At 37.1% G+C, this 16,781-nt stretch carries 14 protein-coding genes; 10 read left to right on the forward strand and 4 right to left on the reverse strand.

Features of this window, described 5'->3' with window-relative positions:
• Positions 1-26 precede the first annotated feature (26 nt).
• From EKM00_RS07935 to EKM00_RS07960, 6 genes are all read left to right on the forward strand, one after another.
• Positions 27-248, forward strand: a complete 222-nt coding sequence (locus tag EKM00_RS07935) for a hypothetical protein (protein ID WP_126515823.1) — start codon at positions 27-29, stop codon at positions 246-248.
• Positions 249-436: 188 nt separating this feature from the next.
• The gene (locus EKM00_RS07940; protein ID WP_126461145.1) at positions 437-1,021 is read left to right on the forward strand and encodes an RNA polymerase sigma factor; all 585 of its coding nucleotides are present in this window, start codon (positions 437-439) and stop codon (positions 1,019-1,021) included.
• A gap of 92 nt (positions 1,022-1,113) precedes the next feature.
• The gene (locus EKM00_RS07945) at positions 1,114-2,058 is read left to right on the forward strand and encodes a FecR family protein (protein ID WP_126515824.1); all 945 of its coding nucleotides are present in this window, start codon (positions 1,114-1,116) and stop codon (positions 2,056-2,058) included.
• A gap of 89 nt (positions 2,059-2,147) precedes the next feature.
• A complete protein-coding gene (locus EKM00_RS07950; protein WP_126515825.1) occupies positions 2,148-5,597 on the forward strand; it encodes a SusC/RagA family TonB-linked outer membrane protein in 3,450 nt (1,149 codons plus the stop codon).
• Between the two features lie 14 nt (positions 5,598-5,611).
• A complete protein-coding gene (locus EKM00_RS07955; protein WP_126515826.1) occupies positions 5,612-7,042 on the forward strand; it encodes a SusD/RagB family nutrient-binding outer membrane lipoprotein in 1,431 nt (476 codons plus the stop codon).
• A gap of 25 nt (positions 7,043-7,067) precedes the next feature.
• Positions 7,068-8,642: a calcineurin-like phosphoesterase C-terminal domain-containing protein gene (locus EKM00_RS07960; RefSeq protein ID WP_126515827.1), complete on the forward strand. Its 1,575-nt coding sequence runs from the start codon at positions 7,068-7,070 to the stop codon at positions 8,640-8,642.
• A 261-nt stretch (positions 8,643-8,903) separates the two neighbouring features.
• On the opposite strand, the gene EKM00_RS07965 is transcribed toward EKM00_RS07960, so the two are convergent.
• A complete protein-coding gene (locus tag EKM00_RS07965) occupies positions 8,904-9,818 on the reverse strand; it encodes an AEC family transporter (protein ID WP_126515828.1) in 915 nt (304 codons plus the stop codon).
• A 166-nt stretch (positions 9,819-9,984) separates the two neighbouring features.
• Here EKM00_RS07965 and meaB point away from each other — a divergent pair, with 166 nt between their 5' ends.
• A complete protein-coding gene (gene meaB, locus EKM00_RS07970; RefSeq protein ID WP_126515829.1) occupies positions 9,985-11,073 on the forward strand; it encodes a methylmalonyl Co-A mutase-associated GTPase MeaB in 1,089 nt (362 codons plus the stop codon).
• Positions 11,074-11,075: 2 nt separating this feature from the next.
• Here the strand turns inward: meaB and EKM00_RS07975 are convergent, their stop codons facing one another.
• From EKM00_RS07975 to EKM00_RS07985, 3 genes are all read right to left on the reverse strand, one after another.
• Positions 11,076-11,303, reverse strand: a complete 228-nt coding sequence (locus tag EKM00_RS07975; RefSeq protein ID WP_126461163.1) for a hypothetical protein — start codon at positions 11,301-11,303, stop codon at positions 11,076-11,078.
• 77 nt (positions 11,304-11,380) lie between these two features.
• Entirely contained in the window at positions 11,381-12,292 is a 912-nt protein-coding gene (locus EKM00_RS07980) for a prohibitin family protein (RefSeq protein WP_126453698.1), read from the reverse strand.
• Positions 12,293-12,372: 80 nt separating this feature from the next.
• Positions 12,373-13,755, reverse strand: a complete 1,383-nt coding sequence (locus EKM00_RS07985) for an MATE family efflux transporter (RefSeq protein WP_126453700.1) — start codon at positions 13,753-13,755, stop codon at positions 12,373-12,375.
• A 218-nt stretch (positions 13,756-13,973) separates the two neighbouring features.
• On the opposite strand from EKM00_RS07985, the gene EKM00_RS07990 reads away from it, so the two are divergent.
• From EKM00_RS07990 to EKM00_RS08000, 3 genes are all read left to right on the forward strand, one after another.
• Positions 13,974-14,525 carry a hypothetical protein gene (locus EKM00_RS07990; protein WP_126515830.1) on the forward strand — a complete coding sequence of 184 codons (552 nt, stop codon included), beginning with the start codon at positions 13,974-13,976 and terminating at the stop codon, positions 14,523-14,525.
• A gap of 348 nt (positions 14,526-14,873) precedes the next feature.
• Positions 14,874-15,710, forward strand: coding sequence for a DUF6929 family protein (locus EKM00_RS07995; protein WP_126515831.1), 837 nt, complete (start codon positions 14,874-14,876; stop codon positions 15,708-15,710).
• Positions 15,711-15,858: 148 nt separating this feature from the next.
• Positions 15,859-16,575 carry a 3-ketoacyl-ACP reductase gene (locus EKM00_RS08000; RefSeq protein ID WP_126515832.1) on the forward strand — a complete coding sequence of 239 codons (717 nt, stop codon included), beginning with the start codon at positions 15,859-15,861 and terminating at the stop codon, positions 16,573-16,575.
• Positions 16,576-16,781 lie beyond the last annotated feature (206 nt).

Consider the following 16,781-nt stretch of genomic DNA (forward strand, 5'->3'; position numbering starts at 1 on the left):
AATAAACCACCTTTAAAATTTATAACATGAAAAAAATACTAACATTTGTTGCAATTGCATTCTTTACTAGCGCTCTTAGTGCGCAAGAAGTAAAAGCTGTCGCAAAAGCTAAAAAAGAATCCTGTTGTGCCAAAAAAGACTCCAAAGCAATGACTGCCGCAGAAGTTGAAACATGCAAAACAAAATGCAAAGCCGAAGGAAAAAAGTGTGCGGCAACAATGGCAAAAGCCAGCGGAAAAAAATGCTAAACTAAAACCTTCCATTTTCACTTTATAAAAAACGACGCTTATCTCAGCGCCGTTTTTCTTTTTAATAACCAGAAAAAAAATGTTTAACACCGTTGGTAATAAATCATCGACATTCGTTAACCATAGCTTAAACTCCTTTCGAATCCCAGCTTGTTAAAATTGATTTCATTTGTAGCAACTACTACAGCATGAAAACAACACTACTGCTATTATCCGATACGGAATTACAAACAAGATTGCAGCACCAGGATCAGCTTGCCTTTGGCATCTTATTTGACCGTTATTGGAAAAGATTGTATACCTATGCTTTTAAAATCTACAAAGAGGAAGCCATTTGCGAAGATATTGTTCAGGAAATATTTATTAGTCTCTGGGAAAAATCAGCCAATACATTTATTGAAAATTTAGAAGGTTATTTACTCCGAGCCGTCAAATACAAAGTTGCCAATCACATTCGGGATTTAAAATTTGATTCCGGACATCTTGAAATACTCCAAAACATCCCGAATCCTTCCGGAACGGATAAGCATTTAGTATACCAAGAATTTGAATCCGAAATTTTTAAGCAAATAAAGAAACTCCCTCCCAGAAGCCAAGAAGTCATAATCCTGAGCCGATTGGAACATTACACCAATATTGAAATTGCCCAAAAATTAAACATTTCAGTCCGCACCGTAGAAAAGCACATCAGTGATGGATTAAAATTGCTTAAAATGAAGATTGACCCCTGCCAATTCTCGATTTTTATTACGGGAATGTTGCTACAATGTTAATCCACTCCCCCTTCTGTTACCAAATCTTTAAGACTGAATTTCCTACTACGTAAAAACAATACCAGCGGGTACTTATAGTAAAAAGGCCCGTTTTGCAAAAAGAAGACTTCCTCGCATTAGCCCAGAAATATGCTCAAAATAAATGCACGCTATCCGAAAAAGAGGCTGTAGAAACCTTCTTCTTTAAACAAACAGAGAAAGAACAAAACATCATAATCCTTTCTTTAACCCAAGAGAAAAGAAATGCAATCCTGCATAAAATAAATACTACCATTAACAAGCCCAAAGGAAAGCTGCAAAAACGCTATTCGAATATGGGCAAAATAGCTGCCATTGCACTTCTTTTTATCGGAATTTCTTTCGTAATAACCCAATCTACCAGTACAAATCGCATCACACAATCCGCTACCAAAGGGGAAATAAAAACACTCTTTTTGCCTGATGGCAGTCAGCTGGTTTTAAATGGCAACAGTAGCGTTACTTACGCAACCAATTTCAAAAACAACCGAAAACTAGACCTTAAAGGAGAAGCTTATTTCAAAGTAGTTCGCAATCCAAAAAGTCCTTTTACAGTAGAAACCTCCCAATTCAAAATCAAAGTTTTAAGAACTTCTTTTACCATTAGCGCGTATGAAAATTACCCCAATACCATCCGTGTGCTATCCGGAAAAGTAACCGTGAATTCTAAAGAAAATCCCAATCACAACGTATTGCTAACTAAAAACCAACAACTGCGTTTTCATACATCACAGCTTCCACTGCTCACAAACAATACCCGGGAAGATTTCTTGGCTTGGACTAAAAATATTATAGTGCTCGAAAATACAAGCCTTGGCGAAACAGTCGCAATTTTGAGAAATAAATTTAATGTGACCATCCTTTTTGAGCATCCGGAATTAGAGCAACTCCGGATTACCGGAAAATTTAAAAACGAAAATATCACTACTATCCTCAACAGTATTGCCGAGGTAAAACAATTAGAAATTCACGTTCAAAACCAAAACACCATTTTTATACGAGAAAAACCAAAGAAGTAAATGCTGGAATTCGCTATTAAAACCAATACTTAAGTGGCATTCGAATTGAGATCCCATTAAAACAAAATAAATATTTAAAACCTATTAAAATGAATTTGAAAATCCAATTTCTTTTTTCCCTAAAATTAAAAAAATACCTGTACCTGTTCAGTTTCCTCTTCATATTTTCTGAAATGGCTGCAATGCCTTATACAACTATAACTACCGAGGAGAAAAATTTCTCCATCGACATCAAAGAAATCCAAATCAGGGAAGTCTTTGATATCTTAGAAAAAAAGACTCCTTACACCTTTGTTTTTGACGAAGCAATCGCCTCTTCAAAACAACGTTTGACTTTAGTGGTAAACAAGGAAAGCATACATACTATTTTAAATAAAATTACCGCCCAAACTGGCTTTCAATTTCGCCGCATCAACAATACCATTTCTGTAACCAAATCTCCTTCAATCCAGCAGCTCACCCGCGGCACAGTAAATGATTCTCAAGGCTTGCCTTTACCTGGAGCAAGCGTTTTAGAAAAAGGAACTACAAACAGCACCACAACTGATTTTGACGGAAAATTTAGTCTGACCACCTCCACGGCTAATGCGATTTTAGTAGTTTCCTATATGGGTTTTGATGACAAAGAAGTATCCGCAAATAATTCTGCGCCACTGATAATCCGCTTAACAGCGAACACAAATGCGCTGAACGAGGTTGTGGTAACCGCTTTAGGAATTAAAAGACAGGAAAAACAATTGGGTTTTTCGCAACAAACCATCAATGCTGATAATCTGGCACAAACTGCTCCAAATAACTGGTCTTCAGGCCTAAAAGGAAAAGTGGCCGGTTTAAATATCGTTTCCTCAGGATCCGGGCCTCTAAATTCCCAACAAATTACCTTAAGAGGAAATAATTCGTTGAATCCCAATGGGAATAATGCCTTAATTATTGTAGATGGTGTTCCCTTAAACAGTAAAATAACCAGCTCAGGATCTGACAGTGCGTATATGGGCCGCGATTCTCCAGTTGATTTTGGTAACGGTATTTCAGACCTTAACCTGGATGATATCGAAAATGTAACGGTCTTAAAAGGACCCGGAGCCACTGCACTTTATGGAAGTCGTGCCGCAAATGGTGCGTTAATTATCACTACCAAATCCGGTAAAAAGAACAAAGGCCTTGGGATTAGCTATAACACAGGAGTCACTTTTGACGTCATTCAACGTTGGCCAGATTACCAATATGAATATGGTCAGGGTACCGGAAAATCATTTGATCGAAATGGAAATCCGTATTATTCCTATTTAAGTTCTGCCGATGGAAACAATACGGGTTCCACCAGTAGCGCCTGGGGACCAAAATTTGACGGACAATCCTATTTTCAATACGATCCTGTAACGCAGACTCAAGGAACCGAAAGAACCCCTTGGATTCCCTACAAGAATAATATTAAAGATTTCTGGCGTACCGGAATTACTATAAACAACAACCTCACGCTTCAAGGCGGGGACAAAAATGGTTCCATGAGAATGTCTATTGGTCATTCTAAAAATGAATGGATCATGCCTAATACCGGATTTGAAAGAATTACAGCCTCTGTGAATGCGGATTATAAAATCTCGGATAAAATTAAAATTGCTTCGGTGATCAATTACAACAACAGAGACAGTGACAATTTACCGAGTACCGGTTACAATAATGGCTCTATCGCCTACTTTACGATTTTCCAAAATCCAAATGTAGATCTCGATTGGTACCGCCCTATTTGGAGACAAGGTCAAAACCAAATCCAACAGCTGCAACCTTTCAGTAGTTATATTGATAATCCCTATTTAATTGCCAATGAAGCTACAAATTCCTTAGCAAGTAACCAAATCGTGGGAAATCTGAACGCCACAATCCAGTTGGCTCCCAATTTAGATCTTTTATTGAGAACTGCTTTAAACACCTACCATCAGGATCGGGAGCAAAAAAGACCCTACAGTATCAACCGGTATGCTAAAGGATTTTTTAGAACACAGGATGTATTTATGCAGGAAGTAAATTCTGATTTTTTATTGACTTACAAGAATAAGCTGTCAAACGATTTTTCCTTTTCTGCGTCAGCAGGTGGAAATGCGATGAGCTATAAATACCAAAGAATGGATGCTGCTGTGGAAGGCTTAGTAGTTCCTGATGTTTATAAATTGGCAAATGGGATCAGCAATCCAATCATAAGTGTAAATGACAGTTATAAAAAAGTCAATAGCTTGTACGGACTGTTCTCCCTTTCTTTTAAAGATCAGATTTTCTTAGATGTTACGGGCAGAAACGACTGGTCCAGTACTTTACCAGTACAAAACAATTCTTTCTTTTACCCTTCTGTAAATACCAGTTTTATTCTTTCTGAAATATTCAACTTACCCAAATCACTGGAATATTTTAAATACCGATTGTCTCTTGCCCAAGTGGGTAATGATACTGATCCGTATAGAACCAGTAAATACTACGATCAATCTGCCTTTGCAAGTTCAGCAGTAGCGCCATCAACCTTGTATAATGCCAATTTTAAACCGGAAATCACCACCAGTATTGAAACCGGTTTTGAAGGGCGATTATTCAAAAACAGAATCAATTTTGACGCGACGGTCTATCAGACAACAACTAAAAACCAAATTATTTCTGTTCCCTTAGACATCACAACGGGATTCAGTTCCGGCATCATGAATTCTGGCGAAGTTCGAAATCGAGGAGTTGAACTCACCCTAACCGGAAAAATTGTCAATATGGATAAATTTAAGTGGTCAACCACTTTAACTTGGTCTAAAAACTGGAATCGCGTCATGGAACTTGCCGATGGTATTCAGGGACAACAAACCATTGGTTCAGGAGGTTCAGCCACATTGATTGCCAAAGAGGGTGGCACAACAACCGCAATATACGGCTACGGTTTTGTACGATCTCCTGACGGTCAGATTGTATATGACAATGCGGGTTTACCGGCCTATCCGGATGAAATTCAATACATAGGCGATGCCACTCCGGATTGGAGAGCCGGATTATACAACAGTTTTAAATTTGGAAACATAGGTTTAAATGTCATGTTGGATGGTCAACTTGGCGGTATCATCTATTCCCAAACCCATCATAAACTATCTGAAATGGGTAAAATCAGATCTACCATAAAAGGACGCGAAGAAGGAGTGATTGTAGGCGAAGGAGTAGTATTAAATTCCGATGGTACGTATTCTCAAAACACTACTGAGGCACTGACTCCGGACTGGTACGCCAGGTATTACCGCAGAGCCAATGTCGAGTCCAACTCTTTTGAAGCTTCTTATGTAAAATTGAGAGAAGTAAGTCTGCAATACAGTTTCTCTCCAATATGGCTTAAGAATACCGGCATTACAAGTTTAGATGTATCGGTTTTTGGTCGAGACTTAGCAGTTCTTTCTGACTTTCCTATTTTCGATCCGGAAACGGCAGCCTTAAATGGAGATACTATTTTACCCGGTATCGAAATGGGTCAAATGCCCACTCCTGCTACCTATGGTTTTAATTTAAAAGTGAATTTCTAAACTATTATTTAAAGATGAAAAAGATACAAATTTTTACTGCAACTTTAGTTCTAATACTGCTAAACTTTGCTTGCACGGGCGATTTTAGCGAGCTCAATGAAGACCCTAACCGGATTGCCCAGATAAGTCCGGGAACATTAATTAATCCTATTATTTATGGTCTGGCTACACACAACGCGACTAGAAGTGCGGGTGTCACGTTCGATTTGATGCAGGTATCGCTCCCCTTTCCCAGCGTTTCCGGTGGGCTTCACCGTTATGATTTAAGTCAGGAAATAGGCTATTCGTCCTGGGCTAATTATTACAAATGGCTCAATAATATCAAGGAAATGAAAACTGCGGCGATACGGGCAGAGGATCGCAATTATGAAGCCATTGCACTGACACTAAATGCTTGGGTGTATGCCAATCTTACGGATATTTTTGGACCGGTTCCCATGACCGAAGCTGTAAACGGTGAGGAAGGCAACCTTTATCCCGCATTTGATTCTCAGGAATTAATTTACACCACTATTTTAGCCGATTTAGAACGAGCAAATGCCCTTTATAATTCCGCTACACCTATGATTTATGCCAGTGACATCCTCTTTCAAAACAATGTCACGAAATGGAGAAAATTCACTAATTCCCTTCAAATGCGTTTGTTGTTGAGAATATCCAACCGTACCGAAACCAATTCTTTTCAAAAGTTGGCAACGATGATTCAAAATCCAACACAATACCCTGTTTTTGAAAACACATCCGAATCTGCCATCCTGAAAGTAACTGGAGTAACCCCTAATGTTTCTCCTTGGGGAAGACCGCAGGATTTTAGTTTAAACGTAAAAATAGCCTCTTTTTTTATAGACAATCTAAACATCATGGCCGATCCCCGAAGACCTGTTATTGCTGGTGTTGCAAGAGACTTGAACAATGTTTCCATAGGCTACAAAGGAATTCCCAGTGCCTATGCAGGAGCTGAATCTCAGTTTGCTTACAATGCTTCTACGTTTAATGCAACTCAGATAACAAATCCCATGAATATTTTCTTGATGACGTATGCCGAAGTAGCCTTTATAAAAGCCGAAATGGCGCAAAGAGGATTCACTACGGATGCCGAAACGCATTATAAAAAAGGAGTTCAGGCCGCCATGGAGCAATTGGGAGTCACAATACCCAGTACTTATTTTGATAATTCATTAGCAGCTTATGATGGCACTTTAGAAAGAATCATGCTTCAAAAATATTATGCCCTTTATTTTATCGATTACCAACAATGGTTTGAATACCGCAGAACTGGATTCCCAATTCTTCCAAAAACGACTGCCATGGAAAATAATGGAATTATGCCTTCCCGTTTTTATTATCCAACGAGCATTCAAATCAACAACCAGCAAAATTACCTCCAAGCAGTTGAAATGTTGGGTACAGATGATATTAACACTAAAGTTTGGTGGGACAAATAAAATCTTAATTTAAAATAAATAAACAATGAAAAAATCAACATTCTCCATTTATGCCTTGCTGTTTTCAATAGGAATTATGGCACAAACCAACGTTCAAGGTTGTGTTTTTGAAGACCACAATCAGAACGGCAAAAAAGAACGAAATGAAAAAGGAATTGCTAATGTTTCCGTAACCAATGGTCTGGAAGTGGTCCTTACCGATGAAAAAGGCAAATACATCCTGCCTATTAGCGACGATGCAATTATAGCCGTAATTAAACCCGCCAATTATAAAGTAGGCGTGGATGAAAATAATCTGCCTCAGTTTTTTTACAATCACAAACCCAAAGGCTCTCCTCAATTAAAATTCAAAGGAGTAGACCCCACGGGAAAATTGCCTAAATCAATCGATTTTGGTTTGGTTCCCCAACAGGAAAATCAAGAGTTTACAGCCCTTATTTTTGGTGATCCGCAACCTTATACCCAGGCTGAAGTTGACTTTTTTGCCAAAGGGATTGTAGCCGAAGTAGAAGGAATTAAAAATGTTCCTTTCGGATTGAGCCTGGGAGATCTAGTGGGAAATGACCTTGCTCTTTTTAATCCTTACATTAAAGCGGTACAAAAAGCGGGGATTCCGTGGTACAATTTATTGGGAAATCACGATCTTAATTTTGATGCCACCACAGATGAAATGGCCGATGAAACCTACGAAGCCCATTTTGGCCCAGCAAATTATGCCTTCAATTATGGTAAAGTCCATTTTATCGTCATGGATAATGTGCTCTATCCTGATCCCCGAAATCAAAAAGGATATTGGGGCGGTTTTACACCAAAACAGTTGCAGTTTATAGCCAATGATTTGAAATTGGTTTCAAAAGAACATTTAATAGTGCTGGCTTTTCATATTCCAATAAGTGAGCCTACCGATGAAGATACTTTCAGAGATGAAGATCGGGATCAGTTATTCGAGCTTTTAAAAGATTTCCCAAACACACTTTCTCTTTCTGCCCATACCCACATTCAACGCCAGGATTACTTTGGCAAAACCGATGGCTGGTTACAGGAAAAACCACACCATCATTACAATGTAGGAACCACTTCCGGAGATTGGTATTCCGGAAAACTGAATTCTGAAGGCGTTCCGGTTTCGACCATGCGTGATGGAACACCAAAAGGATACGCCTTTATTAATTTTAAAGGAAATAAATACAGTCTGGATTATAAAGTGGCGGGCAAACCCAAAACCTATCAAATGGAAGTTTTTGCACCCAAAGTAGTTGAAAAAGGCCGTCCTACACGATCCGGAATTTATGTGAATTTCTTTATGGGAAGTAAAAACGACAACCTCGAATACCGTGTAGACCAAGACGAATGGAAAGCAATGGACTATGTAAAGGAAATAGATCCTTCGTATGCCACTGAGGTTTATGAATGGGATCTAACCGAAGAATTAATTCCTGGTAGACGCTCGTCTAATCCTATAGAAAGCAAACATCTTTGGAAAGGAAAAATTCCTACGAATCTGGAAATAGGCGTACATACGATCGAGATTAAAGCCACAGATCAATTTGGAAAAACCTACACTGAAACAACTTCCTACCGCTTGGAGAATCAAAAATAAGTTTGTTTGTTTTTTATTTTTTAAAAGGCTCGCTAAAGATTTTAATCCAAGCGAGCTTTTTTTATTCAAAATAAATAGGAGTACGCTGCACCCATATAACAGTATGGCACATTCCTTTTTCTGGATTTCAAACTAAAATCAACTTTTTTTCTTTCAAAACAGTCTGAAATCATAGTCCTATACCAACGTATCAACATCCTTTCCGATATTGGAATGAAGTAAGTGAAGCTAGTTTATCGTTTTTCTTTAGCAACCGAGAAATTACACCAATTGAACCAAAAAATACCAAAACAACAACGTGATAAAAGATAGTGGTATTCCAAAACCGATCATCATACTGCTCAATCGAGGTTTTAAACCGTGCGTAGAAGCTAAAATACAAGCTGTAATCATTGGGGCCATAGCCGACTCTAAAATAGCAACTTGAATAATTTTAGAATGCTGTTGCAAAATCAATACATACAACACATAAATAAGAGCCGGGGTCAAAATTAATTTATACAAAAGGCCAAGTCCTAAAAACTTCCAGTGCTGGCTTTTCCGTTCAAAACGCAATTGCAAACCAACCGATAGCAAAGCCAAAGGAGTTACTGCACTTCCCATTTTTTGAAATAAAACTTGGATGTACTCATGGAAATCCACATTACAAACATTCATCAAACAGGCTACTAAAAAAGTTATAAAAGGTGGAAAAAACAGAATCTTCTTAGCAATTTGAACACCATTTGGACTTCCGGTAGAGTATACTGTTGCCACCAGAATCCCTAAGGTCGAAAGCACAACAAAAGAACCGGGCTGATCTACTAAAATAGCCGTTTTCAAACCTTCTTCACCATATAACGCTTCAATTATTGGAAAACCTAAAAAAGATGTGTTCCCTAAACCAGTCGTGATAATTAAACACCCAGTGAGTTTCTTAGACCAGCCAAATTTGTTTCCTAAAAAACTAAAAAACAAATAGGAAACTACAAATCCAATCCAGGCTACCCCAATAGGGAATAACAATTCAGGACTCCAGTCTATTTTTGGAATATAATACAGGGCCAGAGCCGGAAGGCAAATATAAATAACAAGCTTATTTAACAGCTTGTAAACACTAATAACAGGGAATGCTTTTATATTTTGTAGCACAATACCGAGGAATAAAAAAACAAAAATCAAGATAAAATTATTCATAATGGTGCAAAGATATTGACAAATCCTTTATAAACTCAATTCAAAAAATAAAATTATTGATTTAGCTGTGCATCAAAAGCCTGATCACGATCAATTTGATATTTTATGCAAATCACTATTCATTCACCATCCTTTTTTATTAATTTTACTTTTAAAAAAAGTTGCTTTGCCAAATAAAAAACTACCTCATTCTGCCCTTAACGAAAAACCTGGGATTTCTTCTCCTGAAGCTATCAGTGCTGCAGCGGTGGAACATATCCAGCAATTTAGAAAAATACAACCTTCATCTAACGAACTCTTTAGCGGCATATTAGCGGGAAATATCACAGCTTTGAGTCGTGCCATTACGTTAGTAGAAAGTACAAACACCAACCATTTAGCGAAAGCCAATGAAGTCATAAATGCTTGTTTGCCTCACGCCAATAAATCCGTCAGAATAGGAATAACAGGGGTTCCCGGAGTAGGAAAAAGCACTTTTATTGAAGCCTTTGGTTTGCACTTGACCAGTTTAGGAAAGAAAGTAGCTGTTTTGGCAGTAGATCCGAGCAGTACCATTTCGCACGGAAGTATTTTAGGTGATAAAACCCGAATGGAGGAATTGGTTAAAGACAAAAATGCATACATCAGACCATCTGCTTCAGGGGAAACCCTAGGTGGAGTAGCCCGAAAAACCAGGGAAACCATCACGCTTTGTGAAGCCTGCGGTTTTGACACTATATTGATCGAAACGGTGGGTGTTGGTCAAAGTGAAACCGCAGTACACAGCATGGTAGATTTCTTTTTGTTGTTAAAAATTACCGGGGCTGGTGATGATTTACAAGGAATAAAACGCGGTATTATGGAAATGGCTGATGCCATCGTAATTAATAAAGCCGATGGAGACAATCTCCGAAAAGCTCAATTAGCCAAACTGGAATTCAAGAGAGCTCTGCATCTTTTTCCGGCTAAAAAATCAGGCTGGATCCCTACCACTTCTACCTGTAGCTCCATAAGTCACGAAGGAATAGCGGAAGTTTGGGAAACCATTCATAAATTTCTGGAACTTACTAAAGTCAATAATTATTTCTTTGAAAAACGGAAAGAACAAAACCAATATTGGATGTTAGAAACCATCAACGAACAATTAAAAACTAATTTTTACAATAATCCGGAAATTCAAGCATCAATGAATGCAACTAAAAAAGCGGTGCAAAATGATGAAATTTCACCCTTTGCAGCCGCTCAAAATTTATTAGAAACCTATTTTAAAAAATAGATTTACTCCTCGTAAAGTTTGATTTCTCTATCGTAAAACTCATTGGCAAGAATAATTAATCCTTCCATTTCTGCATTTAGTTCGCCTTCATCCAGATCTTCGGCTTCTTCGATAAATTCGACTTCATCGTCTTTCAGATTGATAATAAATCGGGGATAATCCAAATGAATGATAAAAATATCTTCCGGAAAATCGGTATTGTCACCCAGTAAAAATTTTGGTAATTCCATGTTGCTATAATCGTTAATTTACTTTTTTATTAAATGTGTATTTGCGAAACAAATTAACGATTAAGGATTTGAAAAAACTATTTATCCGACAAGATTATTGGTGTATTTCCTTTACCATTCATAAATATAATTTTAGTATTAGCAGAAGCCGCTAATTCTTTTTGTGCTTTTATGGATTCGTATTGCAATTGCTTGTCAGACAAACCTGTAGAAATAATCTTTTGATAATCTGCAATTCCTTGGGCTTCTACTCTTTTACGTTCCGCTTCCTGTTTCTCTTTTTGAAGAACAAAAATCATTTTTTGAGCATCCTGTTCTGCATTAATTTTACTCTCAATGGTCTTTTTAACCGATGTTGGAAGATTAATATTTCGAATCAACAATTGTTCTAAAACAATTCCTCTTTTTTTGAAATCAGCTTCTATACTTTTGAAAATACGTTGTTGGAATTCATTTCTTTTGGTTGAATACAAAGAGACTGCATCATAATAGACCGCATTATCCCGAATTCGGGTTCGAGTAACCGGAAGCACAATTTTGTCATTATAATTGACCCCAATTTGTTTTAAAATTTTAGGCGCATCCGTAGGAATGATTCGAAATAAAACCGTTAGATCAATAACAACTTCCAGTCCATCATTCGACAAAACACGAACGGCATTACCACCTGCAAGTGTACTTCCTTCGCTCACTTCGGAAGCCATGGTATTATTTTGGGTTTGTATATCAAAATAAGTAACATCCATAAGCGGGTTAATGATATTTAAACCACTATTTAAAATATCAGGTTGCACATCCCCATAAAGTGTCTTAACGCCCACTTTACCCGCTTCTACTTGTTTAAAAGCCGAAGAAAAAAGACCAAGAAGAATTACTATAAATCCTATTATTCTGACAATAGGAGCAAATTGTGTAAATTGATTTGGATTGTTTTTTAGTGTAAAACTTACAATCACTAAAAGAATTCCTAATAATATAATTAAAATCATTTAAAATTATTTAAGATTAAATGACAATTTACAGCAATTAAACTTAAATAAAGACTTTTTTTAAAAACATTGGAAGAACTTTATTTTTTTGAATGCTTCACAACCAACTTTCTTGTCAATCTTGCAAAGCGAATATACAAAAATAAAGCGGCTGCCGTCAATCCTGCCAAAAGCCCGATCCAAATCCCAACTGCTTTTAGATTGGTATAGTTTCCCAGATAGTAGGAAATTGGAAAACCAATAACCCAATAGGACACAAAGGTAATATACATGGGGATTTTTACATCTTGCAAGCCACGTAAAGCACCAAGAACAACAACTTGAATTCCATCTGAAATTTGAAAAACAGCGGCTACTAACAGTAATTTTGATGTGATAGTGATAATCTCAGAATTATCAATCATTTGAGCCGAATCAGACATATTCAAAAATAAATGTGGCAGGTATTGATGAAACGCCACAAAAATAATGGCAAAAAATGTTTCTAAAATTATAGCCAGTAAAAAGATAGAACGGGCTACAACAATCAATTCTTTGTAATCATTCATTCCCTTGGTATGACTCACGCGGATCATGGCGGCAACACTCAATCCCATGGCGACCATAAATGTTGATGATGATAGGATAAGGGCTATTTGATTGGCGGCCTGACTATTTTTTCCAATCGAACCTGAAAGCCAAATAGCAGCGGTAAACAATGCTACTTCAAACAGCATTTGCATGGCTGAAGGCAACCCAAGATTGATGATTTTTTTCAACACTGATTTTCGTATTTCCTTGAAACTGAAATTTTTGAAATATCGTTTTAATGCTGCATTCCTTTTTATTAAATAATGCATAAAAACGACCATCATAATTCTTGAAATGACAGTTCCTAAAGCCGCCCCAAGAATACCTAATTTAGGAAAAATCCAAATGCCATAAATAAGAACATAGTTAAAAAAAATATGCACCACATTAGCCATAAGTATGGCATACATAGAATATTTAGTTTTTGCTAAACCATCCGCAAATTGTTTGTATCCCTGGTATATTATTACCGGAATCAAAGAAAAAGCAACCCAGTCAATGTACGGAGCAGCCATGTCAGCCACTTCTTTGGGTTGGTGCATCAAGTACATAATTTGTTTGGACAAAACGGTCAGAATAAATAAAGCGACTCCAAGAACTGTACATAAAAGCAATCCATGGTGAAAAATAGAACGGATTTTATCCTCCTCTTTTTCCGCATCAGCTTCTGCAACTAAAGGAGTAATTGCTGTTGAAAATCCTATTCCTATCGATAACGCAATAAAGATGAAACTGTTTCCCAGTGATACCGCCGCCAGCTCCGTAGACCCTAATTTTCCTACCATGAAATTGTCAACAATCCCTATTAAGGTATGTCCCAACATTCCTAAAATTATGGGATACGCTAATCTTATATTATAAGAAAACTCTTTGAAGTATTGGGATAAATTCACTTTTTGCTTTTTTGATGGCAAATATAATTAGAAGCTTTCAATTGCATCACTACTATTTGATATATATCACTACTTTTTTAGTGAAACAGGCTGCAAGTTATAAATTCTATAACATAACGAAATAATTGTATAACTTTTTCAGCATTGTTACTGTTACTTTTGATATATTGTTTTGGGGGCATTTTAACCTACAGAACAGAAATTTAAAAAATACAATTATGAAAATCACAGAAAAAATGAAAATCGCCTTTGCATGTACCATCGTAATGATGTTTGCAAATAATGTACAAGCTCAAGAAACAACCAAAGTAGAGCACTATGATCAAGGATTCCGTTTAGGAGTTGGTGTAAATGGTGGATATTCCGTAAATGATCCATACAAATTAACCTTAGGAGCCGATGCCAGATTACAATATGATTTATCAAAACGATATTCTGTAACCGTAACAACTGGTTTCAACAACTTATTTGTAAGTAAAGTTGACGGAGCTGATCTAGGATTTATTCCAGCAAAAGCAGGTTTTAAAGCTTTTATATGGGACGATCAATTTTATGTAATGGGAGAAGCCGGTGCTGCTTTTGCAGTGACTAACGGTTATAATGAAATCTCATTAATCGTAGCGCCAAGTATTGGTTACGCTACAAAATACATTGATATCTCTTTGCGATATGAGCACTATTCTGATTTCCCTAGAGTGAATAACAATGGAACTCCAGGAGAAGGTGTAGGACAAATTGGCGTTCGTGTGGCTTATGGTTTCAAACTATAACGTTATTTTGCATTCGGTTAAAAACCGCAAACTTCCCAAATCAGGCTACACTTAACGATGTATCCATGCCTTGCAAACAAATCAAAACCCAGAACCTGTTGCGCGCATGCGTCACATCCTGCAACTCGCTCCATTTTGCCAATCACTTTAAAATCATTGGGATTTATAGATTTCATAACAAATAATTTATCTTTGCAACTCAAATGTAACAAACTATAAGGATTAATCCTGATGAATTTCAGGAGCATATTCCAGCTATTCGTTGCAATCTTTTATTATTTTAAAGAAAAATAATAAAAGGATTTCCACTATTATCTGGGCTAGGCACTTGTTTTCAAAACACATACAATGGAAAAATTCACACTCGAATTACTGTTTCAAATCATCGGCATTGGTTCCGCATCGGGACTTATTTACAAAGACAATTCGCTACTGATTATTGGCGACAACAGCGGCTTTCTTTACGAATATCACATCGATTCCAAAGATTTAAAACGCTATCCGCTACTGGAAAATCCTACAGAGAACACACCAAAAAAAGACAAAGCTGATTTTGAAGCCATAACCCATTTTGAAGACAGCGTGTATGTTTTTGGCTCCGGTTCCACCGAAAAAAGAAACAAAATGATTCAAATCAACTCCAGCCATAAAAGAGTAACTGCCACAAATGATATCACTAATTTATATGCAGCGCTGCAAAGTTTCGGGGAAATAAAAGCCGAAGATTTCAACATTGAAGGTGCCATCTACAATGGCAAAAGTTGGTTTTTAGTGAATCGTGGCAACGGAAGCGCCAATAAGAATGTCCTTTTTACCATCGAAGGAAAAAACCTCACTACTGATTTCGCTATTCTTTCAAACAACTACAAACTCCCAAAAATACAAGGAGTACGAAGTAGTTTTACCGATGCCGTTTTAGTCGACAACAGCATTTATTTTTTGGCCACAGCCGAAGATACCAAATCTACTTATGAGGATGGCGAAATTTTAGGAAGTCTTATTGGAAGCATCAACCTGAAAACCATGAAAATCGATTTCACACAAAAAATTAGCAGCACCCATAAATTCGAAGGGTTGACTTTATACACCAATTCAAAAGAAAAAATAGAATTCCTGCTCTGTGAAGACAAAGATACCGAGGTTTTAGAAACCGAAATTTACAAACTGACTTTGGACAAAAAATAAAGTCTATTTGATTAAAAAATGTTCGTTGCTGTCAAAATAGCAGAACGTTAAATTTAGATTAAATAGAAAATCAAAATAGATTTCAAATGTAAAACGGACTACTTTTACAGTAAACTTAGCCTTTTATTGGCTTAAAATAATTCTCCAAATGACAGATTTAAAAAATAAAAATGCCCTGATCACCGGCGCAGGAAAAGGAATTGGTAAAGCAATCGCTTTGGCCCTAGCCAAAGAAGGTGTCAATGTAATTTTGATTGCCAGAACACAGGACGAAATAGACAGCGTAGCGGCAAAAGTGCGTTCGTTGCGCGTAAAAGCACTCGCAATAACTGCTGATGTTGCTGATATCAACTCGGTAAACGCTGCCGTTGAGCAAGCATTGGCTGAATTTGGAACCATTGATATTCTAATCAACAATGCCGGTATAGCCGCTTTTGGAAAATTTTTAGAATTAGAACCTACGGATTGGGAACGCATCATTCAGGTAAACTTAATGGGAACCTATTATGTAACTCGTGCCGTTTTACCCAATATGATCGAAAGACAAACCGGGGACATCATCAACATTTCTTCCACAGCCGGATTAAGTGGCAATGCACTGACAAGTGCTTACAGTGCCTCAAAATTTGCCGTTTTAGGATTAACGGAATCGTTGATGCAGGAAGTGCGTAAACACAATATTCGTGTAACAGCCTTAACCCCAAGTACGGTTGCCACGGAAATGGCCAAAGATTTAAAACTGACCGACGGAAATCCGGACACAGTCATGCAAGCCGAAGATATGGCCGAATTAATCATCGCACAGCTTAAATTAAACCGACGCGTATTTGTCAAAAATAGCAGTATCTGGTCTACAAATCCTTAAAAGTAGTCGGAAGTCAAAAGTCTTAAAGTCGAATGACCAATATCTAGTAAAAAAAAAGCATTAAGGGATTAAGAAAATTAAGCATAAAACTTAATGAACTTAACCCCTTAATGCTTTTTTAATTTTTTGCTTAAATGACTTAAGTAATAACCATGGTATAATGTCGTATTTTAAAATCAGGATAAAATTATGTAACAATCTGATTT

The sequence above is a fragment of the Flavobacterium sp. RSP15 genome, from assembly GCF_003968755.1.
GTDB lineage: Bacteria > Bacteroidota > Bacteroidia > Flavobacteriales > Flavobacteriaceae > Flavobacterium.